This window comes from Salmonella sp. SA15303, from assembly GCF_029962125.1.
GTDB classification, from domain to species: Bacteria; Pseudomonadota; Gammaproteobacteria; order Enterobacterales; family Enterobacteriaceae; genus Salmonella; species Salmonella enterica.
Genome location: NZ_CP123924.1, coordinates 898789 through 924558, shown reverse-complemented (window position 1 = coordinate 924558; position 25770 = coordinate 898789). Strand labels below are relative to the sequence as shown.

Genomic DNA, 25770 nt, shown 5'->3' with positions numbered 1-25770 from the left:
CCCTGAATTATGTCAGATGAGTCTCATCCTGCCGGGACGCCGCCGTAAACTCAACCCTTTCATTGTCAGGGAGAAGTCCACGCCAGCCAAACTGCGTCAGCGCCTGCATCCAGGTTTCATCCAACCCGGCCTGAATTATCAACGGCTGTCCGGTGAAGGGGTGCGTCAGTTCAAGACGACTGGCATGAAGCATCAGGCGACGACAGGCAAAATGCTCTGCGGCGCTGCGGTTTTGTCGCAAATCGCCATGTTTACTGTCGCCGATGATAGGATGACGCAGATGCGCCAGATGACGACGAAGCTGGTGCTTGCGTCCCGTTTTTGGTTCCAGCTCAACCAGGCCATAACGCGTGGTGGGATAACGCCCGGTCGGCACCGCCATTTCGACCGTCGCCAGCCCGCGATACTGCGTTACGGCCGGCTGGGGCGCTTTATCTTCGCGGGCGAATTTATCGGCAATTTTATCGCGCTCTTCCACCAGCGGATAATCCAGTACCGCGTCATCCATCAGCCAGCCGCGCACAATGGCATGGTAGCGTTTACGGATGTGGTGCTGCTCGAACTGCTGCGCCAGACGGCGTCCCGCTTCGCTGGACAGCCCCATTAACAGTACGCCCGACGTGGGCCTGTCGAGACGGTGGGCGGTAAAAACATGCTGGCCGATTTGGTCGCGCACCGTTTGCATGACCACGACTTTTTCGTCGCGATCCAGCCAGCTCCGGTGAACAAGCCAGCCTGCGGGTTTATTCACGGCAACCAGCCACGGGTCTTGATAGAGGATCTCCAGCATCAGGATTTATCGCGGGCGAATAGCGCATCCAGATCCTGCAAAACCGCCAGGATCGTCTCCCGCTGCGGATGATCCGCCGCCAGCGCCATTTCATAATAAGGGGCGACGGCAAACGCCTCGGGCAGCGGCTGCGCATTATCAAGTAGGGTATGCATACGTGGGATCAATACCCATTGCAGCCATTCCAGCGGTTCCATGGTATCCATAAAAAATGGTTGGGTGCTGGTAAACAGGTGCGCCTGCGGCGCATCCTGCCGCCAGTGGCGATGCTCGCGCAGCAGCGTTTCAAGCGTATGTAACTGCTGACGCACACGGTCATGAGTCGTCATGTTAAAAACCTCAATGATGAAAATCTGGCGCGAAGAATAACAAAAAAAAGGGAGCACTGTATAAACAGTGCTCCCGGTTCGTTTCGCAGCATTCCAGCTACTTTTCGTGCTCCCTGCTCATCCGTGACAACTTTTCCTGTGACCTTACGGCCTGTTCATCCTGAACGTTTGCATCCTGCGCACATCGCCCGATGTGATAGCTTCTTCCTGAAGCGTCCCTGGTCATCCAGACCCGCCGAACATCCTGATCGGCTCTCGTTCTCCGTCCTGGAGGTGTCCTTTAACGCATCCTGCGCTTTCCACTTTGCTTCATCCTGAAGCCTTTCCTTGTAACACCATCCTGGCGTGTCCTGCTGAAGCGTCATCATCCTGACGTTCGCTTCGTTGTACGACTCCCTGTCGACGAAGATAGAATCGCCTGTTTCACCTTGTCTTACAAGACGCTTACAGACAATACCTTAAGTAAATTTTCATATGAAAGTGCGCAAAAACATTTTAATTAGTTGTTTTATATAGACTTACATAAGAAAACGGGGCTCAGTATCCGCTGATATCCTGGCGATCTCCTACAGACTTTGTAAGAGATCTCTCACACCTGTTAGGGCAAACGATTACAGAAGAGGATTAAGTTGCGTAAGGAATTCCGCAAGCGTTGCGGCAAGAACGGTACGATTGCGGGTGCCCAGCGTTTCTTTAATCACCTCGCCGGACAGATTACAGACCGAAATGACCTCAAGCTCATTTTCCTGCGTCGCAATAAAAAGCGTGGGAGGAAGCTTGAGCCGCTTTTGCGTGACCAGGTGGCCTATCAGATTTTCCTGCACGCGCCGAAAGTCATCCTGACTCCAGGTTTGCAGTAGCGTAAGCTTTTCATCCGCAAACTGCGCGGGCATGTCGCCAGCAAACTGCGTGGTGTAAAACGCGTGGAGCGCAGGTTGTACCATAATATCAAAGGCGCGTTCAACCGCGTTTACATTTTCTTCGCCTTCAAAAGGTTGCGGCTGCCAGTAAACGGCATCGCGGGTTGAAGAAATAATGCACGGAGAAGGTACGCCATACAGTTCTTCGCTCAACGGCCAGCTACCGTGTTTTTCTTGCCACGCGTCGCAGTAACGCGTCGTAAAGGCTTTCAATGCCTGCGCTGTCAGTTCGTCCACCAGTTTCTCTCTTCATAAAAGCCAGGATACACTTGGCGCATAGTGTATCTGGTTTATGACGGTGAAACATGTCTTCTTATGAAAACCATCAGGCTCTTGATGGCCTGACTCTCGGAAAATCAACGGATTACCGGGACAATTATGACGCCAGCCTGCTGCAGGGCGTACCGCGCAGTTTGAATCGCGACCCGCTCGGATTAACAGCCGATAATTTGCCGTTCCACGGCGCGGATATCTGGACGTTGTATGAACTTTCCTGGCTTAACAGCCAGGGTCTTCCGCAGGTCGCCGTCGGGCATGTCGAACTGGATTACACCAGCGTTAATTTAATCGAATCCAAAAGCTTTAAACTGTATCTGAACAGCTTTAACCAGACGCGCTTTGACACCTGGGAGACGGTTCGCCAGACGCTGGAGCGCGATCTGCGCGCCTGCGCGCAGGGCAACGTTAGCGTGAGGCTTCATCGTCTTGATGAGCTGGAAGGACAGCCTGTCGCCCATTTCCACGGCGCCTGTATTGACGATCAGGATATCAGTATCGACAACTACCAGTTTACTACCGACTATCTGCAACATGCGGTCAGCGGCGAGAAGCAAGTAGAAGAGACGCTGGTCAGTCATCTGTTGAAATCCAACTGCCTGATCACCCACCAACCGGACTGGGGCTCGATACAAATTCAGTATCGCGGGCGCAAAATCGACAGGGAAAAACTGCTGCGTTATCTGGTCTCCTTCCGTCACCATAATGAATTTCACGAGCAGTGCGTAGAGCGTATTTTCAATGACATTCTGCGCTTCTGCCAGCCGGAAACGCTAAGCGTTTATGCGCGCTATACCCGCCGCGGCGGGCTGGACATTAATCCCTGGCGCAGCAATACCGATTTCGTGCCCGCCACGGGCAGGCTGGCGCGACAGTAATTTTTTTGTCAATTTTGCGTGCCGGATTGCGCATGTAAGGTTGTGAAAGGTCATCAGCCAGGGCTATTGTAATCAACAGGGAATGGCGTGTTGCGTCCCATAAGGAGTTTACTTGATTACACATATTAGCCCGCTTGGCTCAATGGATATGTTGTCGCAACTGGAAGTGGACATGCTGAAACGCACGGCCAGTAGCGACCTGTATCAACTGTTTCGTAACTGTTCACTTGCCGTTCTTAACTCCGGCAGCCTGACCGACAACAGCAAAGAGCTGCTGTCCCGCTTTGAAAATTTCGATATTAACGTACTGCGCCGCGAGCGCGGCGTGAAGCTGGAATTGATTAACCCGCCTGAAGACGCTTTTGTTGACGGGCGGATTATTCGTGCGCTACAGGCTAACCTGTTCGCGGTGCTGCGCGACATTCTCTTTGTGAATGGGCAGATCCACAATGCCGGCCGTTTCCAGCATCTGGATCTTGAAAGCTCAACACATATCACCAATCTGGTGTTCTCCATTTTGCGCAACGCCCGGGCGCTGCACGTCGGCGAAGCGCCAAACATGGTGGTATGCTGGGGCGGCCACTCAATTAACGAAAACGAGTACCTGTATGCCCGTCGCGTCGGCACGCAGTTGGGATTACGCGAGCTGAACATCTGCACCGGCTGCGGCCCTGGGGCGATGGAAGCCCCCATGAAGGGCGCGGCGGTCGGTCACGCACAGCAGCGCTATAAAGACAGCCGCTTTATCGGCATGACTGAACCTTCCATTATTGCGGCTGAACCGCCTAACCCGCTGGTGAACGAACTGATCATCATGCCGGATATCGAAAAACGCCTGGAAGCGTTCGTCCGTATCGCACACGGTATCATCATCTTCCCGGGCGGCGTGGGTACGGCGGAAGAGCTGCTTTATTTGCTGGGGATTCTGATGAATCCAGCCAATAAAAATCAGGTGCTGCCGCTGATCCTGACCGGACCAAAAGAGAGCGCCGATTACTTCCGCGTGCTGGATGAGTTTATTACCCATACGCTGGGCGAAGCGGCCCGCCGTCATTACCGCATCATCATTGACGATGCGGCGGAGGTAGCGCGGCTGATGAAGAAAGCGATGCCGCAAGTGAAAGAGAATCGCCGCGATACTGGCGACGCCTATAGTTTTAACTGGTCGATGCGTATTGCACCGGATCTGCAGGTGCCGTTTGAGCCGTCGCATGAGAATATGGCCAACCTGAAACTGTACCCGGATCAGCCGGTTGAGATTCTGGCGGCGGATCTGCGGCGCGCCTTCTCCGGTATTGTCGCGGGGAACGTGAAGGAGGTCGGGATACGCGCCATTGAAGCTAATGGTCCGTATAAAATCCACGGCGATCGAGAGATGATGCGTCGCATGGACGATCTGCTGCAGGGATTCGTCGCGCAGCATCGTATGAAATTGCCGGGTTCCGCCTACATCCCCTGTTACGAGATCTGCGCTTAACGCTTATGCCCGGTTGCCGCCAGCAGCCGGGCGCTTCTCCCATTCCTTTCATTGCGGTATGGCGATTCACGTATGCCTTCATTTTTTATGATGATCATCAGAGGCATAGCCCGCATTGTTTTATAAACACCATTTATAATTCACCATAAATAGATTGCCAGGCAAACGTTTACCTGACTCCTCTTACCGTGATTTATCGGTTCAAACTCTCATTCTTCGCAAGAATCCACTAAAAACCTTGATTTTTATAGTCAAACCTCCGTATCTTGCGCCCCAATCTTTCCGGCCTTATATCGTTAATGGTAGCCTTCGCGCCCGGAAATTCGTTATGACGTTTTTTTAATAGATTAATGGTCCAAATTTATCCATGTAAGAAGCGGATTATTGCATTTGAGATCGGGATCACTGATAGATTCATCACTTAAATGTATCTTTCCGCCCGAAAATTATTACGGCGAAAAATTATATAAAAAGCGTCCCTAAGCAGATTTCATTTTACGATCAGGTCTTTTTTCATTGGATTAGACCAGCAACCTGATTTTTAGCATCCTCCAGGAGAAATAGATGGAAACCACTCAGACCAGCACTATTGCTTCGATTGACTCTCGAAGCGCATGGCGCAAAACGGATACCATGTGGATGCTGGGCCTTTACGGCACGGCTATCGGCGCGGGCGTTCTGTTCCTGCCGATCAACGCAGGCGTCGGCGGCATGATTCCGCTCATCATCATGGCGATTCTCGCTTTCCCGATGACCTTTTTCGCACACCGTGGTTTAACCCGCTTCGTGCTGTCCGGTAAAAATCCGGGTGAAGACATCACTGAAGTCGTTGAGGAACACTTCGGTATCGGCGCAGGTAAACTGATTACCCTGCTTTACTTCTTCGCGATTTACCCCATCCTGCTGGTTTACAGCGTGGCGATTACTAATACCGTGGAAAGCTTCCTGACCCACCAGTTAGCGATTAATCCGCCGCCGCGGGCGATTCTTTCCCTGATCCTGATTGTTGGCATGATGACCATCGTGCGCTTCGGCGAGCAAATGATCGTTAAGGCGATGAGTATCCTGGTATTCCCGTTCGTCGCTGCGCTGATGCTGCTGGCCTTGTACCTGATCCCGCAGTGGAACGGCGCGGCGCTGGAAACTCTGTCCTTTGATTCCGCCGCGTCTACCGGTAACGGTCTGTGGATGACGCTGTGGCTGGCGATTCCGGTGATGGTTTTCTCTTTCAACCACTCCCCGATCATCTCCTCCTTCGCGGTTGCGAAGCGTGAAGAGTACGGTGAAGGCGCTGAGAAGAAATGTTCTAAAATTCTGGCCTTCGCCCACATCATGATGGTGCTGACCGTGATGTTCTTCGTCTTCAGCTGCGTGCTGAGCCTGACGCCGGCAGATCTGGCAGCGGCAAAAGAGCAGAACATCTCTATTCTGTCTTACCTGGCGAACCATTTTAACGCGCCGATCATCGCCTGGATGGCGCCGATCATTGCGATGATTGCTATCACCAAATCCTTCCTCGGCCACTACCTTGGCGCGCGTGAAGGCTTTAACGGGATGGTGATTAAATCGCTGCGTGGTAAAGGTAAATCCATCGAAATCAACAAACTGAATAAAATTACCGCGCTGTTCATGCTGGTCACCACCTGGATTGTGGCGACGCTGAACCCCAGCATCCTGGGCATGATTGAAACCCTGGGCGGCCCGATCATCGCGATGATTCTGTTCCTGATGCCGATGTATGCCATCCAGAAAGTACCGGCAATGCGTAAGTACAGCGGTCATATCAGCAACGTATTCGTTGTGATTATGGGCCTGATTGCCATCTCCGCTATTTTCTACTCACTGTTCAGCTAAGTCCTTTAGCGCCGCTTACCGCGGCGCTTCTCTATGATACAACCGCAATGGATGCCCTATGATTAGCGTATTCGATATTTTTAAAATCGGCATTGGCCCTTCCAGTTCTCACACCGTCGGACCAATGAAAGCAGGCAAGCAGTTCACGGACGATCTGATTGCCCGCCATATTCTTACAGATGTCACCCGCGTCGTGGTGGATGTCTACGGCTCTCTGTCATTGACGGGTAAAGGCCACCACACTGATATCGCCATTATTATGGGCCTGGCGGGGAATCTGCCGGACACCGTCGATATCGACGCCATTCCGTCCTTTATCCAGGATGTGAACACCCATGGGCGTTTACTACTGGCTAATGGGCAGCATGAAGTCGAATTTCCGGTCGATAAGTGCATGAATTTCCACGCCGACAACCTGTCTCTGCATGAGAACGGGATGCGTATTACCGCGCTGGCGGGCGATAAGGTGCTCTACAGCCAAACCTACTACTCCATCGGCGGCGGCTTTATCGTCGATGAAGAGCACTTTGGTTTGACGAATAGCGAACCCGTTAACGTACCGTACCCTTACAAAACCGCCGCGGATTTACAGCGCCACTGCCAGGAGACGGGTTTGTCGCTCTCCGGTCTGATGATGCAAAACGAACTGGCTCTGCACAGTAAAGAAGCGCTGGAGCAGCACTTCGCCAGGGTCTGGGAGGTAATGCGCAGCGGTATTGAGCGCGGTATCACCACCGAGGGCGTATTGCCGGGCAAACTGCGCGTTCCGCGTCGCGCGGCGGCGCTGCGTCGGGTGCTGGTCAGTCAGGATAAGACAACCACCGATCCGATGGCGGTCGTCGACTGGATCAATATGTTCGCTCTGGCGGTGAACGAAGAGAATGCCGCAGGCGGACGAGTAGTCACTGCCCCGACTAACGGCGCATGTGGTATTGTTCCGGCGGTGCTGGCGTACTATGACAAGTTTATCCGCGAAGTAAATGCTAACTCGCTTGCTCGCTATATGCTGGTCGCCAGCGCGATTGGCTCGCTGTATAAGATGAACGCCTCTATTTCCGGCGCCGAAGTGGGTTGTCAGGGAGAGGTCGGCGTGGCCTGTTCCATGGCGGCAGCGGGTCTGGCCGAGCTGCTGGGCGGTAGTCCGGCGCAGGTGTGTATCGCCGCAGAAATCGCCATGGAGCATAATCTGGGGTTAACTTGCGATCCGGTTGCCGGTCAGGTACAGGTTCCCTGCATTGAGCGTAACGCAATTGCTTCAGTCAAAGCGGTCAACGCCGCGCGTATGGCGCTGCGCCGTACCAGCGAACCGCGTGTATGCCTCGATAAAGTGATTGAGACCATGTACGAAACCGGTAAAGACATGAACGCTAAGTACCGCGAAACTTCGCGCGGCGGCCTGGCGATGAAGATCGTTACCTGCGATTAATTCTCAGCACATTTTAGGATCTGTAGGCCGGATAAGGCGCTCGCCGCCATCCGGCTTTTGTTGCCTGATGGCGCCTCGCTTATCAGGCCTACGGATAGCGCTATTTCGCAATGCTCGCCTCCCCCCGCCGTGAATGTTACCCTACGCGCAGGTTTGTAAGGGAGAACACCGTGGCTGCTCATCTGCTTATCGTCGACGCGCTCAATTTGATTCGCCGTATTCACGCCGTTCAGGGATCGCCCTGTGTGGAAACCTGCCAACACGCGCTCGATCAATTGATTATTCACAGCCAGCCAACCCATGCCGTAGCGGTATTTGATGACGACGCGCGCAGCAGCGGCTGGCGTCATCAGCGTTTGCCGGACTACAAAGCAGGACGTCCGCCGATGCCTGACGATTTACATAATGAAATGCCCGCCCTACGCGCCGCGTTTGAACAGCGCGGCGTACGCTGTTGGGCATCAGATGGTAACGAAGCGGACGATCTGGCGGCGACGCTGGCGCTAAAAGTTACCGAAGCCGGACACCAGGCAACCATTGTGTCAACCGATAAAGGCTATTGCCAGTTGCTCTCTCCGGGATTGCGCATTCGCGACTACTTCCAGAAACGCTGGCTGGACGCGCCGTTTATTGAAAAAGAGTTTGGCGTACTTCCCCGGCAGTTGCCGGATTACTGGGGTCTGGCAGGAATCAGTAGTTCGAAAGTCCCCGGCGTTGCCGGTATCGGCCCCAAAAGCGCGACCCAGCTATTGATTCAGTTTCAAAATCTGGAGGGAATTTACGCCCATCTGGACAAGGTGCCGGAAAAGTGGCGCAAAAAGCTTGAGACGCATAGAGAAATGGCATTTCTCTGCCGCGATATTGCACGTCTGCAAACCGATTTACATATCGACGGAAACTTACAGCAGCTACGGCTGGCGCGGTAGTTTTGTTGCCGGATGGCGGCGTGAACGCCTTATCCGGCCTACAGAACTGCACGAAATGTAGAGCGGATAAGCGCAGCGCCATCCGGCAAAATTACCAGGCGGTATGATACAGTTCGACAATGTCCGCCAGACTCGCTTCACGCGGATTGCCGCCCGTACAGACATCATCGAACGCCGCCTGCGCCAGCGCCGGGATATCCTCTTTTCGAACGCCGACATCACGCAAATGCAGCGGAATTCCCACATCGCGATTTAGCGCAAATACGGCTTCCACTGCGGCATTACGCGCCTCTTCAAGACTCAACCCTTCTACCTTCACCCCCATCGCCCGGGCGATATCACGGAATTTCTCGTTGGTAGACCCGGCATTAAAACGCATCACATGCGGAAGCAAAATAGCATTCGCGACGCCATGCGGCGTGTTGTAAAACGCGCCCAGCGGATGCGCCATCCCATGCACCAGCCCCAGCCCCACATTGGAAAACCCCATCCCGGCAACGTATTGCCCCAGCGCCATCGCCTCACCGGCCTCTTTTTCTCCGGCTACGGCGCCGCGCAGCGCGCCAGCAATAATCTCAATGGCTTTGATATGTAATGCATCCGTCAGCGCCCATGCGGCCCGGGTAATATAGCCTTCAATAGCATGGGTTAGCGCATCCACGCCCGTTGCCGCTTTCAGCGCGGGCGGCATACCGTCCATCATATCGGCATCGATAAATGCCGCCTGCGGAATATCATGTGGATCGACACAAACGAATTTGCGCCGTTTCTCTTCATCGGTAATCACATAATTGATAGTGACTTCCGCCGCGGTTCCCGCCGTTGTCGGGATCGCCATAATCGGCACGCTGGGTTTACGGGTCGGCGATAGCCCTTCCAGACTGCGCACATCGGCAAATTCCGGATTGTTACTGATAATACCGATCGCTTTGCAGGTATCCTGCGGAGAACCGCCGCCAATGGCGATGAGATAGTCCGCGCCACTTTGGGTAAAGACCTTAAGCCCTTCCTGGACAACGGAAATCGTAGGATTAGGGATCACGCCCGCATAGATCTCCCACGCCAGCCCTGCGGCATCCATTCTGCTTGTCACTTTATCGACCACACCGCATTGCACCAGCGTTTTATCGGTAACAATCAGCGCTTTATGATAACCGCGGCGCGTCACCTCATCGGTTAATGCGTCCACCGCTCCCCGGCCAAACCATGCCGTTTCATTCAGAATCATTCTGTTCGCCATCGCCTGTCTCCTGACATCACTCTTCAATACGTAATCCGTAAGTTTTAAATTTCTCCAGTACGATAGCGATCGCCTCGTCATCCAGTACCGGTACCGGATCGACAATGGCCAGCGTACTTAAATAGAGCTGCGCCAGCACTTCCACTTCATGCGCCAGCCACAACGCTTTGTCTAAATTTTCTTCACAAGCGATAAGCCCGTGATGCTGTAACAGCGTCGCTTTACGATTTTTAAGCGCCACGGCAACATGGTCAGAAAGTTCGCGGGTGCCAAAAGTGGCGTAGGGCGCGCAGGGAATAGAGTTTCCCCCCGCGGCGGCAATCATGTAGTGAATCGCCGGAATCGGGCGATTGAGGATCGAGACTGCCGTACAATGGACCGCGTGGTTATGTACCACGGCATTGGCGTCAGGGCGCGTCTGGTATGCCGCCATATGAAAACGCCACTCGCTGGAAGGCAGCTTGCCCTGCTCATGCTGACCGTCTGCATCAATAAAGACAATGTGCGACTCTGTCAGCTTCTCGTAGGGGATCCCCGTCGGCGTAATCAGCATTCCGCCCTGATAACGTACGCTCACGTTACCTGCCGTCCCCTGATTTAACCCTAACCGCGTCATTTCCAGACAGGTATCAATAATCTGCCGCGCCAGTCTATTTCGTTCCATTATTTACCTCTCTCTGTGATTCAAAATGAGACAACAAAACCGCCTTTCGCATCACGCTGCTGTCCTGTTGAAATAATCGAATAGTTAGCAACTATCATCATACTGAATAAAGAGAAGGGAATTTAAATAACAATATTTTGTGATACACATCAATTAATTCGCCACGATAAACCAGACGACTGCCATTTCTCTCGCCGATAAATGCCCGCTCTTAATAATATTTTTCAAAACGGGCAAAGATGAAAAATAAGTCACCGCTGACCGTTTTCGTAGCAATAATTTAATTCGGGCATTCAGCCTGTGGTTTTTTAAATTAAACATCTCAAACGGTCATTTTTTTATGAAAATTAAAGTGATGATAATCACAGAACGCTATGCTCTCAGGTATAAATGTGACCGCCATCATATTAAAAGGCCTTTTTTATTTGAAAATGACTCCATGAGTTCATTCCGGACGCCAATTTATTACCGGTAAGAAAAGCGAACTCACCTAATTTAACGGTCTGGTGACCAGAACCGACCGCACGCAAAAGCTTCTGAACCGATGAGGATGCTATGGGAAACACAACAATACAAACACAGAGTTTTCGTGCTGTGGATGCAGAGCAAAGCAAAAGCAAGCGCTACATTATTCCATTCGCCTTACTTTGCTCGCTATTTTTTCTGTGGGCCGTCGCCAATAATCTGAATGACATTTTATTACCGCAGTTTCAACAAGCTTTTACGCTAACTAACTTCCAGGCCGGACTTATTCAGTCAGCCTTTTATTTCGGTTATTTCGTCATTCCAATTCCCGCTGGGATTTTGATGAAAAAACTCAGTTATAAAGCAGGGATTATCACCGGGCTTTTTTTGTATGCTGTTGGCGCCGCATTATTCTGGCCTGCCGCCGAGATAATGAATTACACATTATTTTTAATTGGCCTGTTTATCATCGCCGCCGGTTTAGGCTGCCTTGAAACTGCAGCCAACCCTTTTGTGACGGTATTAGGTCCAGAAAGCGGCGGACATTTCCGGCTTAATCTGGCGCAAACTTTTAACTCCTTTGGCGCTATTATCGCCGTTGTGTTTGGGCAAAGCCTTATTTTGTCTAACGTGCCGCATCAATCGCAAGAAGCGCTTGATAAAATGACGCCGGATCAGCTTAGCGCCTATAAACACAGCCTGGTGTTATCGGTACAAACGCCATACATGATTATCGTCGCCATCGTATTAGTAGTTGCGCTGCTGATTATGCTGACCAAATTTCCGGCCCTGCAAAGTGACGATCATAGCGATGCTAAACAAAGCTCTTTCTTATCTTCTCTCTCCCGACTCATCCGTATCCGCCACTGGCGCTGGGCGGTGCTGGCGCAGTTCTGCTACGTGGGGGCGCAAACCGCCTGCTGGAGCTATCTGATCCGCTACGCCATTGAGGAGATCCCTGGAATGACGCCCGGTTTCGCCGCCAATTACCTGACCGGCACGATGGTGTGCTTCTTTATCGGCCGTTTCACCGGGACCTGGCTTATCAGCCGCTTCGCGCCGCATAAAGTGCTGGCCGCCTACGCCCTGTTTGCCATGCTCCTGTGTCTGATTTCCGCCTTTAGTGGCGGACATATCGGCCTGCTGGCGCTGACGTTGTGTAGCGCATTTATGTCAATCCAGTACCCGACCATCTTCTCGCTGGGTATCAAAAATCTGGGACAGGACACTAAGTACGGCTCGTCTTTTATCGTCATGACCATTATTGGCGGCGGTATTGTCACGCCAGTAATGGGCTTCGTTAGCGACGCCGCAGGCAAAATCCCGACCGCCGAACTGGTTCCGGCATTGTGCTTTGCCGTCATCTTCATTTTTGCCCGTTTCCGTTCACAAGCGGCGACAAACTGAACATTTATCCGAATAACGTGAGGAATCTGTCATGAAAAAAATCAGCTTACCGAAAATCGGTATCCGCCCGGTGATTGATGGACGTCGTATGGGCGTACGCGAGTCGCTCGAAGAGCAAACCATGAACATGGCGAAAGCGACGGCGGTGCTCATCACCGAGAAAATCCGCCACGCCTGTGGGGCACAGGTGGAGTGCGTCATTGCGGATACCTGTATTGCCGGAATGGCGGAATCCGCCGCCTGTGAAGAAAAATTCAGTAGCCAGAACGTGGGCGTGACCATTACCGTTACGCCGTGCTGGTGCTATGGCAGCGAAACCATTGATATGGACCCGATGCGTCCGAAAGCCATCTGGGGCTTTAACGGCACAGAGCGTCCTGGGGCGGTTTACCTTGCCGCGGCGCTGGCGGCGCACAGCCAGAAAGGCATTCCGGCGTTCTCCATTTATGGCCATGACGTGCAGGATGCCGACGATACCTCCATTCCTGCCGACGTCGAAGAAAAACTGCTGCGTTTTGCGCGGGCAGGGTTAGCGGTAGCCAGTATGAAAGGCAAAAGCTACCTCTCCGTCGGCGGCGTGTCGATGGGGATCGCGGGTTCCATTGTCGATCATAACTTCTTTGAATCCTGGCTGGGCATGAAGGTGCAAGCGGTAGATATGACCGAGCTGCGCCGCCGTATCGATCAAAAAATTTATGATGAGGCCGAACTGGAGATGGCGCTGGCGTGGGCGGATAAAAACTTCCGCTACGGCGAAGATCAGAACGCCTCGCAGTATAAGCGCAATGAAGCCCAGAACCGCGCGGTGCTAAAAGAGAGCCTGCTGATGGCGATGTGTATTCGCGATATGATGCAGGGCAACAAGACTCTGGCGGACAAAGGGTTAGTTGAAGAATCGCTGGGCTACAACGCCATTGCCGCCGGCTTTCAGGGCCAGCGCCACTGGACCGATCAATACCCGAACGGCGATACCGCCGAAGCGCTGCTCAATAGTTCTTTTGACTGGAACGGCGTACGCGAACCGTTTGTCGTCGCCACCGAAAATGACAGTCTGAACGGCGTAGCGATGCTGTTTGGCCATCAACTCACCGGTACCGCGCAGATATTCGCCGACGTGCGAACCTACTGGTCGCCGGAAGCCGTAGAACGCGTCACCGGCCAGGCGCTTAGCGGACTGGCGGAGCACGGCATTATTCACCTGATTAATTCCGGTTCTGCCGCTCTGGACGGTGCCTGTAAACAGCGCGACAGCGAAGGCAAGCCGACCATGAAACCACACTGGGAAATCAGCCAACAAGAGGCGGATGCGTGTCTGGCGGCCACCGAATGGTGCCCGGCGATTCACGAATACTTCCGCGGCGGCGGCTACTCATCCCGTTTCCTGACCGAAGGCGGCGTGCCATTCACCATGACCCGCGTGAATATCATCAAAGGTCTGGGACCAGTACTGCAAATCGCCGAGGGCTGGAGCGTCGAACTGCCGAAAGCGATGCACGATCAGCTTGATGCCCGCACCAACTCTACCTGGCCTACTACCTGGTTTGCGCCGCGTCTTACCGGCAAAGGCCCGTTTACCGATGTCTATTCGGTGATGGCGAACTGGGGCGCTAACCACGGCGTACTCACCATCGGCCATGTAGGGGCAGACTTTATTACTCTCGCCGCGATGCTGCGTATCCCGGTATGTATGCACAACGTGGAGGAGGCGAAGATCTACCGTCCTTCCGCCTGGGCGGCTCACGGTATGGATATCGAAGGCCAGGATTATCGCGCCTGCCAGAATTATGGCCCGCTGTATAAACGTTAATGCGGCTTAGCCCGGTGGCGCAGGTTTACCGGGACTACGGGCGCGTGAACCGTAGGCCGGATAAGCGTAGCGCCATCGGGCGGCGTTTATGGAGTTATCTATGAAACAAGACGTTATCCTGGTTCTCGACTGCGGTGCGACTAACGTTCGGGCGATCGCCGTTGATCGCCAGGGGAAAATTGTCGCCCGCGCCTCAACCGCTAACGCCAGCGACATTGCCGCAGAAAATAGCGCCTGGCATCAGTGGTCGCTGGACGCCATCCTGCAACGTTTCGCCGACTGCTGCAGGTCACTCTCCAGCGCCCTGTCGGAGTGTGTTGTTCGCGGTATTACGGTGACTACGTTCGGCGTCGATGGCGCGCTGGTCGATGCGCAGGGTAAGCTGCTCTACCCGGTCATCAGTTGGAAATGCCCGCGAACCGCTGCCGTGATGGAAACTATTGAGCGCTTTATCTCGCCCCGGCAATTGCAGACGCTCTCCGGCGTCGGCGCGTTCAGCTTTAACACGCTGTATAAACTGGTCTGGCTTAAAGAGAATCATCCGCGCCTGCTGGAACAAGCTCACTGCTGGCTGTTTATCTCGTCGCTGATTAACCACCGTCTGACCGGCGAGTTTACAACCGATATCACTATGGCAGGCACCAGCCAGCTACTGGATATCCATCAGCGCGACTTTAGTCCGGAAATCCTGCAGGCGACGGGCCTGGCGCGCCGCCTGTTCCCGCGTATCGTGGAAGCAGGCGCCCCGATAGGCACGCTACAGACAGACGCGGCCAGGCTACTCGGGCTCCCGGCGGGTGTGCCGGTGATCTCTGCCGGACACGATACTCAGTTCGCGTTATTCGGCGCTGGCGCGCAGCAAGGTGAACCGGTGCTCTCCTCCGGAACATGGGAGATTCTGATGGTACGCAGCGGTCAGGTGGATACCTCGCTGCTCAGTCAGTATCCGGGCTCGACCTGTGAACTGGACAGTCAGTCGGGGCTTTATAACCCCGGAATGCAGTGGCTGGCCTCCGGCGTACTCGAATGGGTACGAAAACTGCTGTGGACGCCAGAAACACCATGGCAAACGCTGATCGACGAAGCGCGCGCTATTCCCGCTGGCGCGGAAGGCGTACGGATGCAGTGCGATCTGCTCGCCTGCCAAAATGCAGGCTGGCAGGGCGTGACGCTCAATACCACCCGCGGCCATTTCTATCGCGCCGCGCTGGAAGGCCTGACGGCGCAACTTCAGCGTAATCTGCGCACGCTGGAGAAAATCGGCCATTTTAACGCCACAGAACTGTTACTGGTTGGCGGCGGCAGTCGCAACGCTTTATGGAATCAAATTAAAGCGAATCAGCTTGATATCCCTATCAAGGTGCTGGACGACGCGGAAACCACCGTGGCCGGCGCTGCCATGTTTGGCTGGTACGGCGTAGGCGAATTTAGTAGCCCGGAGCAGGCGCGCGCGCAGGTCAATTATCAGTATCGCTATTTCTGGCCGCAAACCGAACCCGAAATTATTGAGGGAGTATGAAATGCTAAAAACCATTTCACCGTTAATTTCCCCGACACTGCTCAAAGTGCTGGCCGAGATGGGCCACGGGGACGAAATCATTTTTTCCGACGCTCACTTTCCCGCGCATAGCCTGGGCCCACAGGTGATTCGCGCCGATGGTCTTAGCGTCAGCGATCTACTGCGGGCAATTATTCCGCTCTTTGAGCTGGATAGCTACGCCCCGCCGCTGGTAATGATGGCCGCCGTGGAAGGCGACACGCTCGACCCCAGCGTTGAAGCGCGCTATCGCGATGCTTTGTCATTAGAAGCGCCGTGCCCGGATATCGTTCGTATCGACCGTTATGCGTTTTATGAGCGGGCGCAAAAAGCGTTTGCGATCGTTATCACAGGTGAGTGCGCGAAGTACGGAAATATTCTTTTAAAAAAAGGGGTAACGCCGTAATCTCTTGCCGGTGCGCCCGCATGACGCGGGCGTTCATCGAATGATGGGGTGAGAAAAATGAAAGCGGCACGCCAACAAGCGATAGTCGATCTGCTGATCAATCATAAAAGTCTGACCACCGAAGCGCTGGCCACCCGGCTTAACGTCAGTAAAGAGACCATCCGCCGCGATCTCAGTGAACTACAGACGCAGGGAAAAGTGCTGCGTAATCACGGACGAGCTAAATATATTCATCGTGAAAATCAGGACAGCGGCGATCCATTCCATATCCGCCTGAAAAGCCATTATGCGCACAAAGCCGATATTGCCCGTGAAGCGTTAGCGTGGATAGAAGAAGGAATGACGATTGCGCTGGATGCCAGTTCAACTTGCTGGTATCTGGCCCGCCAGTTGCCGGATATTCCCATTCAGGTTTTTACCAATAGCCATCCTATCTGTCAGGAGCTGGGAAAACGCGAACGCATTGCGCTGATAAGTTCCGGCGGCCAGCTTGAACGTAAATATGGCTGTTACGTTAACCCGTCGCTTATCTCACAGCTAAAATCGCTTGATATCGATCTGTTCATCTTTTCCTGCGAGGGGATCGACGGCGGCGGCGATCTGTGGGACTCCAATGCGATCAACGCCGATTTTAAATCTATCCTGCTCAGGCGCGCCTCGCAGTCTTTATTATTGATTGATAAAAGTAAATTTAATCGTTCAGGAGAGGCGCGCATCGGCCATCTGGATGACGTGACGCATATTGTTTCAGATGCGCCGCAATCGTAGACCGGATAAGCGTGCGTCATCCGGCGCTGATGACGCGCCGGACGACGGCAACGCGTTTTTATCGCTCGTCGCGACGTCCGCCAACAGCCGCCCACAACCGACGCACGTGTACCGTCACTTCTTCGCGATCGTGATAAAGCTGACGCGCCTGGATCTGCGCATTAACGCCGTGCTCATCCAACTGCGCCTGAAGATACGCCAGGTTATGCGACACCTCTTCATAGCGTTTTTTCATCGGCAGTTTAAGGTTAAAAATCGTCTCCCGACACCAGCCGTTCACCAGCCACTGCGCCATTAACGCGGTGACTTTGGCCGGCTTCTCCACCATATCGCAGACCATCCATGAAATATTATTCCGGTTCGGACGGTACCTGAAGCCATCCTCACGCAACCAGGTCACCTGTCCGGTGTCCATCAGGCTTTGCGCCATCGGGCCGTTATCTACGGAGTAGACCCACATATTGCGCTTCACTAACTGGTACGTCCATCCGCCGGGACAGGCGCCCAAATCCACCGCATACATGCCGTTCGCCAGACGTTCATCCCACTCATCTTCCGGGATGAAAACGTGGAGCGCCTCTTCCAGTTTCAGCGTTGAGCGGCTCGGCGCATCAGACGGAAACTTCAAACGCGGGATGCCCATATAAAACGGTGAATTGTTATGCGCGAACGAATAACCGGTATAGCAGCATCCTGGCGCGATAAAAAAGACATGAACGACCGGACGCTTCGGCGTTTCATAATTCGTCAATACGCCCGCATCACGCAAAGCCGCGCGCAGCGGCACCGTAAATTTGCGGCAGAACTTCATCAGTTCTTTACTTTCATTGGTGTCGGCGACTTCAACTCGCAGCTCGCCGCCCTTTTCCACTACGCCCTGCAACATGCCGACAATCGGCGTAATTCTGTCTTCCGGCGGTAAATGTTGCAGCAGTTCACCCACCACAAACCACTGGCGGGCGAAAATCAGCGAACTGAACGGCAGTTCTGAAATCAGCTTTTCGCCATCTTCCGGCTGGTAGCATTCATAAATGACATAGCCTGCGTTCTCTTTTACGCGTGCAAAACCAAATATTTCCCGTTTTCCCGCTTTATCGGTAATTTCTGCAGCGCACTCTTTTTCAAACCCCGGACGGCAAAGCAATACAACTTTATTCATGGCTCGCGCCCTTACGTTTCATACGAATGGCGCCAATCAGTAATAGCGCCCAGCCCACCAGGAAACTGACGCCGCCGACAGGCGTGATATACGCCCACAAGCGCAGATGCGAAAGCGCAAGGCAGTACAGACTGCCGCTAAACAGCACCGTGCCCAGCGCCAGAAAAACGCTGCTCCAGTAAAACCAGATGCTGATACGGCGCTGCATCGCCACCGCCAGGCCAAAGATCGCCAGCGTATGGAACGCCTGATATTGCAGGCCGGTCTGAATCCAGCCCATTTCAACCACGCCCAGGGTTTTACTCAAAACATGCGCCCCGAACGCGCCCAGAGCAACGTAAATAAAACCGCTGATAGCGGCGACAATCAGCATAAAACGGCTGGTCATGGTCATACCCTAAGTTAATTATTGTTCGTAACGAAAACGGAATTTTTCTTGCTCCGTCGCCGCCTTCGCCAAAATCCACTGACGGAAGGCGGCTATTTTACCCAGTTCTGCCTGGCTGTCATGACAAACCAGATAAAAAGCATTCTTACTCACCAGAACATCGTTAAATGGGCACACCAGTCGCCCGGCTTCAATTTCCGACTGCGCCATAACATTATTCGCCAGCGCGATCCCCTGTCCGTGAATAGCGGCCTGTAGCACCATCGCGCTGTGGCTAAATATCGGCCCTTGCTGAACGTTAATATGGTTGAGCCCTAACTGACGAGTATAGGCCTGCCAGTCACGCCGGGAGGCGTCGTGCAATAGCGTGTGTTTCGCCAGATCTTCCGGCGTTTTTAACGGTTTTTCGCCTGTGAGTAATAAAGGAGAACAGACGGGCAGTAAATATTCTGCGTATAATTTTTCGACGCGCAAGCCCGGCCAGTTTCCCCGGCCATAAAAAATCGCGACATCGACATCGTCTGCCAGTTTATCTTCCTGACGGTCAACGGCTTGTATCCGAACGTCAATTCCCGGATAAGCTGAGTTAAAGCTGGAGAGCCTGGGCACCAGCCACTGGATGGCAAAACTGGGCGGTAAACTCACCGTCAGCGCCCCTTTGGCACTGCGCGCCTGGAGCTTACGCGTTGCTTCCGTGAGCTGGGAAAATATCTCTTTAATGTCGAGAAAATAGCTTTGGCCTTCTTCCGTCAGCAGCAGCGAACGATTGCGGCGGCGGAACAGTTTTAGCCCCAAAAAATCCTCAAGTGACTTAATTTGGTGGCTTACTGCGGCCTGCGTCACAAAAAGTTCTTCCGCTGCTCGCGTAAAGCTCAAATGGCGCGCGGCAGCATCAAAAACGCGTAACGCATTTAAAGGAGGTAATCGTTTTGACATGGCCTCTGGACTTAATGTCGAATGAATTTAACAAATAGGTAACAACATGTAACCTATTAGTTTTTTTAATCTGAGACATTATAAATTGTCCGTTGAGGTTCTACCAGCAAATACCTATAGTGGCGGCACTTCCTGAGCCGGAACGAAAAGTTTTATCGGAATGCGTGTTCTGATGGGCTTTTGGCTTACGGTTGTGATGTTGTGTTGTTGTGTTTGCAATTGGTCTGCGATTCAGACCACGGTAGCGAGACTACCCTTTTTCACTTCCTGTACATTTACCCTGTCTGTCCATAGTGATTAATGTAGCACCGCCATATTGCGGTGCTTTTTTTTGTATAACAAACGGTTAGTTTTCCAGAGCCACCATCTCTTTCACGTCAGTACGATTGATCTGCTGTTTGTTGCCATTAGCGTCTTTATACGAAATCATACCGGTATCGTTATCGGTCTGGGGTTTACCGTCGGTCACAATGCTACGTCCATCATTGGTGTGCATAACGTAATTAGGACCGGAACAGGCGCTCAGGGCAAAAGTCAGCATACATGCAGAGATAATTGCGGCAGTCTTTTTCATCTTCTTCTCCTTAAAGCTGTTTGTGCTATTTAAAGCGGACTCCGTAACAGGCTTAAACATTCGCCTAACATTATTCAGCATAACCTCCTTTACATAATTCGCCAGGATATACAGACGATTCCGATGGTTAGGACAAACCTTGTATCAGCCGCGCTTTTACGCCACGATCGGTAAACTGAACCGAGGAATATCATGAACGCTTTTAATCCCACGCAGTTTCGCGCGCAGTTTCCCGCGCTAGCCGATGCGGGTGTTTATCTCGATAGCGCCGCTACGGCATTAAAGCCACAGGCAGTCATTGACGCCACGCACCAGTTTTATTGTTTGAGCGCCGGTAACGTTCATCGTAGCCAGTTTGCGCAGGCGCAGCGCCTGACGGCGCAATATGAAGCGGCCAGAGCAAAAGCGGCGCGGCTGTTAAACGCGCCCGATGAAAAAAGTATCGTCTGGACACGCGGCACCACCGAAGCGATCAACATGGTGGCGCAGTGTTACGCCCGTCCTCGTCTGCGCCCCGGCGATGAAATTATCGTTAGCGTCGCCGAGCATCACGCCAACCTTGTGCCCTGGCTGATGGTGGCGCAACAAACCGGCGCGCAGGTCATAAAACTGCCGCTTAATGACCGACGTCTTCCTGATGTTGAGCGTCTGCCGGAACTGATCACGTCGCGCAGCCAGATTCTGGCGCTGGGGCAAATGTCGAACGTAACGGGCGGCTGCCCGGATCTCGCAAGCGCTATCAGCACCGCTCACGCAGCGGGAATGGTCGTGATGGTAGATGGCGCGCAAGGCGCGGTACACTTCCCGGCGGATGTCCAGCAGCTTGATATCGATTTTTATGCTTTTTCCGCTCACAAACTGTATGGTCCAACCGGTATCGGCGTGCTGTACGGTAAGCCGGAGCTTCTTGAGGCGATGTCGCCCTGGCTCGGCGGCGGCAAGATGATCCGTGACGTTAGCTTTGAAGGCTTCACCACTCAAAGCGCTCCCTGGAAACTGGAAGCGGGGACGCCGAACGTCGCCGGGGTCATCGGCCTGAGCGCTGCGCTGGAATGGCTGTCCGATATCGATATTGAACAGGCCGAAAACTGGAGCCGCGGGCTGGCGACGCTGGCGGAAGACGCACTGGCGAAACGTCCGGGCTTTCGTTCGTTCCGCTGCCAGGACTCCAGCCTGCTGGCCTTTGATTTTGTCGGCGTGCACCACGGCGATATGGTGACGCTGCTGGCGGAATACGGTATTGCGCTCCGGGCCGGGCAACATTGCGCCCAGCCATTGCTGGCGGAACTTGGCGTCACAGGGACTCTGCGCGCCTCTTTTGCGCCGTATAATACCCAACATGATGTGGATGCGTTGGTTAACGCCGTTGACCGCGCGCTGGAACTGCTGGTGGATTAATGACAAACCCTCTTTATACCGGACACCCGTTCGGCACAACTGTAACGGAAGAGACGTTACGCGCTATCTTTCTCCCGCTGACCCAGTGGGAGGATAAATATCGTCAGTTGATTCTGTTAGGAAAACAGCTCCCCGCTCTGCCGGATGAATGCAAAGCGCAGGCGAAAGAGATAGCCGGCTGCGAGAACCGCGTCTGGCTGGGCTTTACCCGATCAGATAACGGAACGATGCACTTTTTCGGCGACAGTGAGGGGCGGATTGTCCGCGGCCTGCTGGCGGTATTGCTCACCGCGGTGGAAGGAAAAAACGCCGCCGAATTACAGGCTCGTTCACCGCTGGCGCTGTTTGATGAGCTGGGTTTACGCGCCCAGCTTAGCGCCTCACGCAGTCAGGGGCTGAACGCGCTGAGCGAAGCGATTGTTGCCGCAACGCATAAGCGTTGAAATAGCGTAAATATTCTGTCGCCTGACAGCGCCGTCCGCGGCGGTCAGGCGATGCAGATAAAATAATCCAGTCACTTTATTAGTTTCGGCGTCAGATTTCCCTGATAAACATTCTTTTGATTTTTATCAGCTATCACAATGAAATTACAATGTTAGAATCCATGTTAAAACGGCGTGAAGATTTTAGAGTAAATAAAGCCACTCGATGTAGCGTAGCAGGTGAATTGGAAAATTCATACGTATCGGGTGAAGTTATAACAGGATATGGATAAGTGGAAAAATATCTGCGTAGCGGTACCATGTTTGTGGTACTGGCATTTATATTATGGGGGTTAACACCTTTATATTATCAATATTTATCAGGGGGAAATCTCGCACAAATATTGATATACCGGGTGTTCTGGTCAATTCCATTATTACTGGCAGTAAGATTGTTATTTCGGCAGCGAACGCGATTTCATGATGCCTGGAAAGATAAAAAATCTTTTTTCTTCTGCATGATCGCCGGACTTTTGATGATTGTATCATGGTCATCTTTTATTTATGCGCTAACCCATCATCTGGTGCTTGATGCCAGCCTCGGCTATTTTATCAACCCGCTATTTGTTATTGCGCTGGGATGCATTTTTCTTAAAGAAAAACTGTCGTTGTTTCAGGCCATCGCCGTTTTTTCCGGTGTCTGCGGCCTGACTTTTCAAATTATCATGCTACGGCATTTCCCGGCGCTGGCGCTAACCATGGGATTATCATTTGCGCTATATGGCCTGGCGCGAAAGTTTATACATTATGATGTGATGACATCGATAACGATTGAAACATTATGGGCATTGCCTGTCTCACTATTAATTTTTCTCTTTAGCGATACTGGACCAATTATATCCGCTAATACTCCTTTCTTTTTGTATGTCATGACGGCGCCAGTGACGATCATTCCACTGGTATTATTTGCCATCGCGTTAAATCACACCTCGTTGATTGTCACCGGACTGGCGCAATATATAGAACCGTCTTTACAGTTCTTACTTGCCATTATGATATTTGGCGAGCACATTAATTACGCGGAACTGCTCTGCTTTTGTGCAGTATGGTTCGGGTTGTTTCTATGCATATCTGAAAATTTATATTCCCATTATCTCCGCGCCCGTCTGAAACCGGTGTTCGGCAGGGTACAGCGCTTCTTTCGCTAACGAAGGGCGCAGGGCCGGATACGCGTCTGCGTGACACTCCGCCCCGTCCTTTTATTCTTGTCGCGCCGCTTTAGCCATGATCTTCTTCAGCGCATGGGAAACGGCGACAAAACCGAACGTTGCCGTCACCATCGTCGCCGCGCCGAAGCCAGAGGCGCAATCCATCCGTTTTGGCCCTTCTGCGGTAGCTTTCATCGCGCATACGGAACCGTCCGCCTGTGGGTAAACCAGCGCTTCGGTGGAAAAAACACAGTCCACGCCCAGCTTACCTTTACTGTTCTTCACTACGCCAAAATTATGTTTCAATCTCTCACGCAGTTTTGCCGCCAGCGGATCCTGGATGGTTTTCGCCAAATCAGCGACCTGGATTTGTGTCGGATCGATCTGCCCGCCTGCGCCGCCAGTGGTCACTAAAGGAACCTTATATCGGCGACAGTACGCAATCAGCGCGGCTTTTGGACGAACGCTGTCAATGGCGTCAATGACATAGGTAAAACCCGCGTTCATATAACCCGCCACATTATCCGGCGTGATGAAATCATCGATAACCGTTACCCGGCACTCCGGGTTAATTTGCCGAATCCGTTCGGCCATCACTTCCGCTTTCGCCAACCCGACGTTATCACGCAACGCATGGATCTGACGGTTCGTATTGGTCACGCAGACATCGTCCATATCAATCAGCGTAATCGCGCCGATGCCCGTACGCGCCAGCGCCTCTGCCGCCCATGATCCCACCCCGCCGATTCCTACGACGCAGATATGCGCCTCAGCAAACCGCTGCAGCGCTTTTTCACCGTACAGACGCGCGGTGCCGCCAAAGCGTTGGCGCCAGGCATCACTTATCACCACTGACATATGACCTCAGAATAAAAAAAGGTGAGGTTATTCCTCACCCCTGCTCACTATTTTCAGGCCCGATAGCGATCGCGTTATCGGGCAATCCGGTTGTCGCAGAATACCACAATCAGCCGCTAAACACGTTACCGGCGCCCGGCGCGCTTTTTAACACCCAGACGCGACCATAGTGATTATACCATCCGGCACGATGTCCGGCATCCGGGCCGATCCCCTGGTAAATATCAAAGTGCTGGCCTTTAATCGCTCCGCCGACATCCAGCGCGACCATCAAACGTAGCTCATACTGACCGCTAAATTTACCGTTGTTATCCAGCAACGGTACTTCCGCCAACAAGGTCGTGCCAGGCGGAATGATGCTGCGGTCGGAGGCGACGGATGCTCGCCCAATCAGCGGTACAGCGCTGGCACCTTTGACCGGCGCAAAAGATTGCGGCTTAAAGAAGACGAACGACGGGTTCTGCTCCAGTAATTCACGCACTTCCGCTTCGCTGTGCTTCTCTCCCCATTCGCGTATAGCCTGCATCGACATATCTTCTTTTTTCACTTCACCGCGATCGATAAGCACTTTACCAATACTGCGATAAGGCCAGCCATTTTTACCGGCATAACTAAAGAAGTTCAGCGGACTACCATCACCGAAATCAATATAACCGCTGCCCTGGACATCCATAATAAAGTTATCCATCAGCGAATTACTCCAGGCCAGGATGTACTTATCGCTCAGCGCGCCTGCGTAGATCTGGGCGCGGGACGGTAAGCGCCCGCGTTTTGGCGGCATACTATAGATAGGGTACTGGAACGCGCCCTGGCGCGTATGGCGAGCCTGAACGACGGGCGTATAGTAGCCCGTGAACTGGACGTTACCGTAGTTGTCGGTGCCTTCCATCTGCCAGGCATCGATACCAAACTGGCGCATAGTGCGCGTATCGCCTCCGGAACGTAACCAGTTCTGGACAGCGTTATAGACGTTGCTTTGATTGGTGTATAAACGCGGCGACGCGGAACGGATCTGGTCGACCTGCTCGGCAAAGTCACCAGCATTAATCGGCGCACCCACTGCGTCCGGCTGGTTTACCAGGGAGAAGGGCTGGGTAAATTTCCCGTCCTTATATTGCTGACCGCGATCGGTCGGTTTTGATGAACAGGCAGCCAGCATTGCCAGCATTACGCCTGTCGCCACATATTTTGCCCAACGTCCTTTCATGGTGTCTCGTCTTCTGCGTAATCGAAAGTGCCCGGTGAAGATAACAAACCGTCCGAAGTAATGAAATGCGATCGCGATCTCATTATGTAAATTCGTTTAAAAATCGCGCTATCTGCGGTGTATTTGCGCAATTCATGAGAAATTAGCGATTTATATGAAAAAAGGGTTGCAACAAAAGCTCAGCGGAGTATAGTGCGCATCCACGGACGCGGGGTGGAGCAGCCTGGTAGCTCGTCGGGCTCATAACCCGAAGGTCGTCGGTTCAAATCCGGCCCCCGCAACCAATTACAATGAGAATGCAAGTTTAGACGGACGCGGGGTGGAGCAGCCTGGTAGCTCGTCGGGCTCATAACCCGAAGGTCGTCGGTTCAAATCCGGCCCCCGCAACCAACTTAATGAACACCCTTACGGGTGTTTTTTTGTATCTGTCGTCTGGTCCGCAACGACAGT

Annotated in this window: 24 protein-coding genes and 2 tRNA genes; 15 read left to right on the top strand and 11 right to left on the bottom strand. The window is 53.1% G+C overall.

What is annotated here, in order from left to right:
* Positions 1 to 7: 7 nt before the first annotated feature.
* The 3 genes from truC to syd all read right to left on the bottom strand — a co-directional run bounded on the left by truC (position 8) and on the right by syd (position 2276).
* Entirely contained in the window at positions 8 to 790 is a 783-nt protein-coding gene (gene truC / locus QEN31_RS04450) for a tRNA pseudouridine(65) synthase TruC (RefSeq protein WP_000890027.1), read from the bottom strand.
* Complete coding sequence (locus tag QEN31_RS04445) at positions 790 to 1119, bottom strand: YqcC family protein (protein WP_000207016.1); 330 nt, start codon at positions 1117 to 1119, stop codon at positions 790 to 792. The genes truC and QEN31_RS04445 overlap by 1 nt, the downstream gene beginning before the upstream one ends.
* Before the next feature lie 611 nt (positions 1120 to 1730).
* On the bottom strand, positions 1731 to 2276 hold the full coding sequence (syd, locus tag QEN31_RS04440) for a SecY-interacting protein (protein ID WP_000343990.1): 546 nt from the start codon (positions 2274 to 2276) through the stop codon (positions 1731 to 1733).
* A gap of 68 nt (positions 2277 to 2344) precedes the next feature.
* Between syd and queF the strand changes: the two genes are divergently transcribed.
* The 5 genes from queF (at position 2345) to xni (ending at position 8876) form a co-directional block, all read left to right on the top strand.
* Positions 2345 to 3193, top strand: coding sequence for an NADPH-dependent 7-cyano-7-deazaguanine reductase QueF (gene queF, locus QEN31_RS04435; protein WP_000100459.1), 849 nt, complete (start codon positions 2345 to 2347; stop codon positions 3191 to 3193).
* Positions 3194 to 3305: 112 nt separating this feature from the next.
* Positions 3306 to 4670: a nucleotide 5'-monophosphate nucleosidase PpnN gene (ppnN, locus tag QEN31_RS04430; RefSeq protein WP_000627973.1), complete on the top strand. Its 1365-nt coding sequence runs from the start codon at positions 3306 to 3308 to the stop codon at positions 4668 to 4670.
* Positions 4671 to 5234: 564 nt separating this feature from the next.
* Entirely contained in the window at positions 5235 to 6524 is a 1290-nt protein-coding gene (gene sdaC, locus QEN31_RS04425) for an HAAAP family serine/threonine permease SdaC (protein ID WP_000450462.1), read from the top strand.
* Between the two features lie 58 nt (positions 6525 to 6582).
* Positions 6583 to 7950, top strand: a complete 1368-nt coding sequence (sdaB, locus tag QEN31_RS04420) for an L-serine ammonia-lyase II (protein WP_000626384.1) — start codon at positions 6583 to 6585, stop codon at positions 7948 to 7950.
* 170 nt (positions 7951 to 8120) lie between these two features.
* A complete protein-coding gene (xni, locus tag QEN31_RS04415) occupies positions 8121 to 8876 on the top strand; it encodes a flap endonuclease Xni (protein ID WP_064239782.1) in 756 nt (251 codons plus the stop codon).
* A 91-nt stretch (positions 8877 to 8967) separates the two neighbouring features.
* On the opposite strand, the gene fucO is transcribed toward xni, so the two are convergent.
* Both fucO and fucA read right to left on the bottom strand, forming a co-directional pair.
* Positions 8968 to 10116 (bottom strand): lactaldehyde reductase, encoded by a 1149-nt coding sequence (gene fucO, locus QEN31_RS04410; RefSeq protein ID WP_000013563.1) that lies wholly within the window; start codon positions 10114 to 10116, stop codon positions 8968 to 8970.
* A 16-nt stretch (positions 10117 to 10132) separates the two neighbouring features.
* Entirely contained in the window at positions 10133 to 10780 is a 648-nt protein-coding gene (gene fucA, locus QEN31_RS04405; RefSeq protein WP_000440828.1) for an L-fuculose-phosphate aldolase, read from the bottom strand.
* Positions 10781 to 11335: 555 nt separating this feature from the next.
* On the opposite strand from fucA, the gene fucP reads away from it, so the two are divergent.
* The 5 genes from fucP (at position 11336) to fucR (ending at position 17170) form a co-directional block, all read left to right on the top strand.
* The gene (gene fucP, locus QEN31_RS04400; protein WP_000528622.1) at positions 11336 to 12652 is read left to right on the top strand and encodes an L-fucose:H+ symporter permease; all 1317 of its coding nucleotides are present in this window, start codon (positions 11336 to 11338) and stop codon (positions 12650 to 12652) included.
* A gap of 31 nt (positions 12653 to 12683) precedes the next feature.
* Positions 12684 to 14459: an L-fucose isomerase gene (fucI, locus tag QEN31_RS04395; protein WP_023170953.1), complete on the top strand. Its 1776-nt coding sequence runs from the start codon at positions 12684 to 12686 to the stop codon at positions 14457 to 14459.
* Between the two features lie 100 nt (positions 14460 to 14559).
* Positions 14560 to 15978: an L-fuculokinase gene (fucK, locus tag QEN31_RS04390; protein ID WP_000806780.1), complete on the top strand. Its 1419-nt coding sequence runs from the start codon at positions 14560 to 14562 to the stop codon at positions 15976 to 15978.
* Between the two features lies 1 nt (position 15979).
* Complete coding sequence (gene fucU / locus QEN31_RS04385) at positions 15980 to 16402, top strand: L-fucose mutarotase (RefSeq protein ID WP_000920848.1); 423 nt, start codon at positions 15980 to 15982, stop codon at positions 16400 to 16402.
* 57 nt (positions 16403 to 16459) lie between these two features.
* Positions 16460 to 17170 carry an L-fucose operon activator gene (gene fucR, locus QEN31_RS04380; protein ID WP_000642330.1) on the top strand — a complete coding sequence of 237 codons (711 nt, stop codon included), beginning with the start codon at positions 16460 to 16462 and terminating at the stop codon, positions 17168 to 17170.
* Positions 17171 to 17228: 58 nt separating this feature from the next.
* Here the strand turns inward: fucR and rlmM are convergent, their stop codons facing one another.
* The 4 genes from rlmM to QEN31_RS04360 form a co-directional block, all read right to left on the bottom strand.
* A complete protein-coding gene (gene rlmM / locus QEN31_RS04375) occupies positions 17229 to 18329 on the bottom strand; it encodes a 23S rRNA (cytidine(2498)-2'-O)-methyltransferase RlmM (RefSeq protein WP_001045494.1) in 1101 nt (366 codons plus the stop codon).
* Positions 18322 to 18717, bottom strand: coding sequence for a DUF423 domain-containing protein (locus tag QEN31_RS04370; RefSeq protein ID WP_000203913.1), 396 nt, complete (start codon positions 18715 to 18717; stop codon positions 18322 to 18324). Before QEN31_RS04370 ends, rlmM begins: the two co-directional genes overlap by 8 nt.
* 18 nt (positions 18718 to 18735) lie before the next feature.
* Positions 18736 to 19653 carry a glycine cleavage system transcriptional regulator GcvA gene (gcvA, locus tag QEN31_RS04365; RefSeq protein WP_000044409.1) on the bottom strand — a complete coding sequence of 306 codons (918 nt, stop codon included), beginning with the start codon at positions 19651 to 19653 and terminating at the stop codon, positions 18736 to 18738.
* A 346-nt stretch (positions 19654 to 19999) separates the two neighbouring features.
* A complete protein-coding gene (locus QEN31_RS04360; RefSeq protein WP_000750393.1) occupies positions 20000 to 20227 on the bottom strand; it encodes a YgdI/YgdR family lipoprotein in 228 nt (75 codons plus the stop codon).
* Between the two features lie 192 nt (positions 20228 to 20419).
* Here QEN31_RS04360 and csdA point away from each other — a divergent pair, with 192 nt between their 5' ends.
* From csdA to rarD, 3 genes are all read left to right on the top strand, one after another.
* Positions 20420 to 21625, top strand: coding sequence for a cysteine desulfurase CsdA (gene csdA, locus QEN31_RS04355; RefSeq protein WP_020437826.1), 1206 nt, complete (start codon positions 20420 to 20422; stop codon positions 21623 to 21625).
* Positions 21625 to 22068 (top strand): cysteine desulfurase sulfur acceptor subunit CsdE, encoded by a 444-nt coding sequence (gene csdE, locus QEN31_RS04350; RefSeq protein ID WP_000184199.1) that lies wholly within the window; start codon positions 21625 to 21627, stop codon positions 22066 to 22068. The genes csdA and csdE overlap by 1 nt, the downstream gene beginning before the upstream one ends.
* Before the next feature lie 299 nt (positions 22069 to 22367).
* A complete protein-coding gene (rarD, locus tag QEN31_RS04345) occupies positions 22368 to 23255 on the top strand; it encodes an EamA family transporter RarD (RefSeq protein WP_014343890.1) in 888 nt (295 codons plus the stop codon).
* A 51-nt stretch (positions 23256 to 23306) separates the two neighbouring features.
* Here the strand turns inward: rarD and tcdA are convergent, their stop codons facing one another.
* Positions 23307 to 24113, bottom strand: a complete 807-nt coding sequence (gene tcdA, locus QEN31_RS04340; protein ID WP_000117748.1) for a tRNA cyclic N6-threonylcarbamoyladenosine(37) synthase TcdA — start codon at positions 24111 to 24113, stop codon at positions 23307 to 23309.
* A gap of 109 nt (positions 24114 to 24222) precedes the next feature.
* A complete protein-coding gene (gene mltA / locus QEN31_RS04335; RefSeq protein WP_000678621.1) occupies positions 24223 to 25320 on the bottom strand; it encodes a murein transglycosylase A in 1098 nt (365 codons plus the stop codon).
* Positions 25321 to 25527: 207 nt separating this feature from the next.
* Between mltA and QEN31_RS04330 the strand changes: the two genes are divergently transcribed.
* A tRNA-Met gene (locus QEN31_RS04330) sits at positions 25528 to 25604 on the top strand.
* Positions 25605 to 25633: 29 nt separating this feature from the next.
* Positions 25634 to 25710: transfer RNA gene (locus tag QEN31_RS04325), tRNA-Met, on the top strand.
* Positions 25711 to 25770 lie beyond the last annotated feature (60 nt).

What these genes read in the sequence shown, in the direction of transcription:
- truC (WP_000890027.1), bottom strand. Translation starts at nt 790, where the DNA reads ATGCTGGAGATCCTCTATCAAGACCCGTGGCTGGTTGCCGTGAATAAA.
- QEN31_RS04445 (WP_000207016.1), bottom strand. Translation starts at nt 1,119, where the DNA reads ATGACGACTCATGACCGTGTGCGTCAGCAGTTACATACGCTTGAAACG.
- queF (WP_000100459.1), top strand. Translation starts at nt 2,345, where the DNA reads ATGTCTTCTTATGAAAACCATCAGGCTCTTGATGGCCTGACTCTCGGA.
- sdaC (WP_000450462.1), top strand. Translation starts at nt 5,235, where the DNA reads ATGGAAACCACTCAGACCAGCACTATTGCTTCGATTGACTCTCGAAGC.
- sdaB (WP_000626384.1), top strand. Translation starts at nt 6,583, where the DNA reads ATGATTAGCGTATTCGATATTTTTAAAATCGGCATTGGCCCTTCCAGT.
- fucO (WP_000013563.1), bottom strand. Translation starts at nt 10,116, where the DNA reads ATGGCGAACAGAATGATTCTGAATGAAACGGCATGGTTTGGCCGGGGA.
- fucA (WP_000440828.1), bottom strand. Translation starts at nt 10,780, where the DNA reads ATGGAACGAAATAGACTGGCGCGGCAGATTATTGATACCTGTCTGGAA.
- fucP (WP_000528622.1), top strand. Translation starts at nt 11,336, where the DNA reads ATGGGAAACACAACAATACAAACACAGAGTTTTCGTGCTGTGGATGCA.
- fucI (WP_023170953.1), top strand. Translation starts at nt 12,684, where the DNA reads ATGAAAAAAATCAGCTTACCGAAAATCGGTATCCGCCCGGTGATTGAT.
- fucK (WP_000806780.1), top strand. Translation starts at nt 14,560, where the DNA reads ATGAAACAAGACGTTATCCTGGTTCTCGACTGCGGTGCGACTAACGTT.
- fucU (WP_000920848.1), top strand. Translation starts at nt 15,980, where the DNA reads ATGCTAAAAACCATTTCACCGTTAATTTCCCCGACACTGCTCAAAGTG.
- fucR (WP_000642330.1), top strand. Translation starts at nt 16,460, where the DNA reads ATGAAAGCGGCACGCCAACAAGCGATAGTCGATCTGCTGATCAATCAT.
- rlmM (WP_001045494.1), bottom strand. Translation starts at nt 18,329, where the DNA reads ATGAATAAAGTTGTATTGCTTTGCCGTCCGGGGTTTGAAAAAGAGTGC.
- QEN31_RS04370 (WP_000203913.1), bottom strand. Translation starts at nt 18,717, where the DNA reads ATGACCAGCCGTTTTATGCTGATTGTCGCCGCTATCAGCGGTTTTATT.
- gcvA (WP_000044409.1), bottom strand. Translation starts at nt 19,653, where the DNA reads ATGTCAAAACGATTACCTCCTTTAAATGCGTTACGCGTTTTTGATGCT.
- QEN31_RS04360 (WP_000750393.1), bottom strand. Translation starts at nt 20,227, where the DNA reads ATGAAAAAGACTGCCGCAATTATCTCTGCATGTATGCTGACTTTTGCC.
- csdA (WP_020437826.1), top strand. Translation starts at nt 20,420, where the DNA reads ATGAACGCTTTTAATCCCACGCAGTTTCGCGCGCAGTTTCCCGCGCTA.
- csdE (WP_000184199.1), top strand. Translation starts at nt 21,625, where the DNA reads ATGACAAACCCTCTTTATACCGGACACCCGTTCGGCACAACTGTAACG.
- rarD (WP_014343890.1), top strand. Translation starts at nt 22,368, where the DNA reads ATGTTTGTGGTACTGGCATTTATATTATGGGGGTTAACACCTTTATAT.
- tcdA (WP_000117748.1), bottom strand. Translation starts at nt 24,113, where the DNA reads ATGTCAGTGGTGATAAGTGATGCCTGGCGCCAACGCTTTGGCGGCACC.
- mltA (WP_000678621.1), bottom strand. Translation starts at nt 25,320, where the DNA reads ATGAAAGGACGTTGGGCAAAATATGTGGCGACAGGCGTAATGCTGGCA.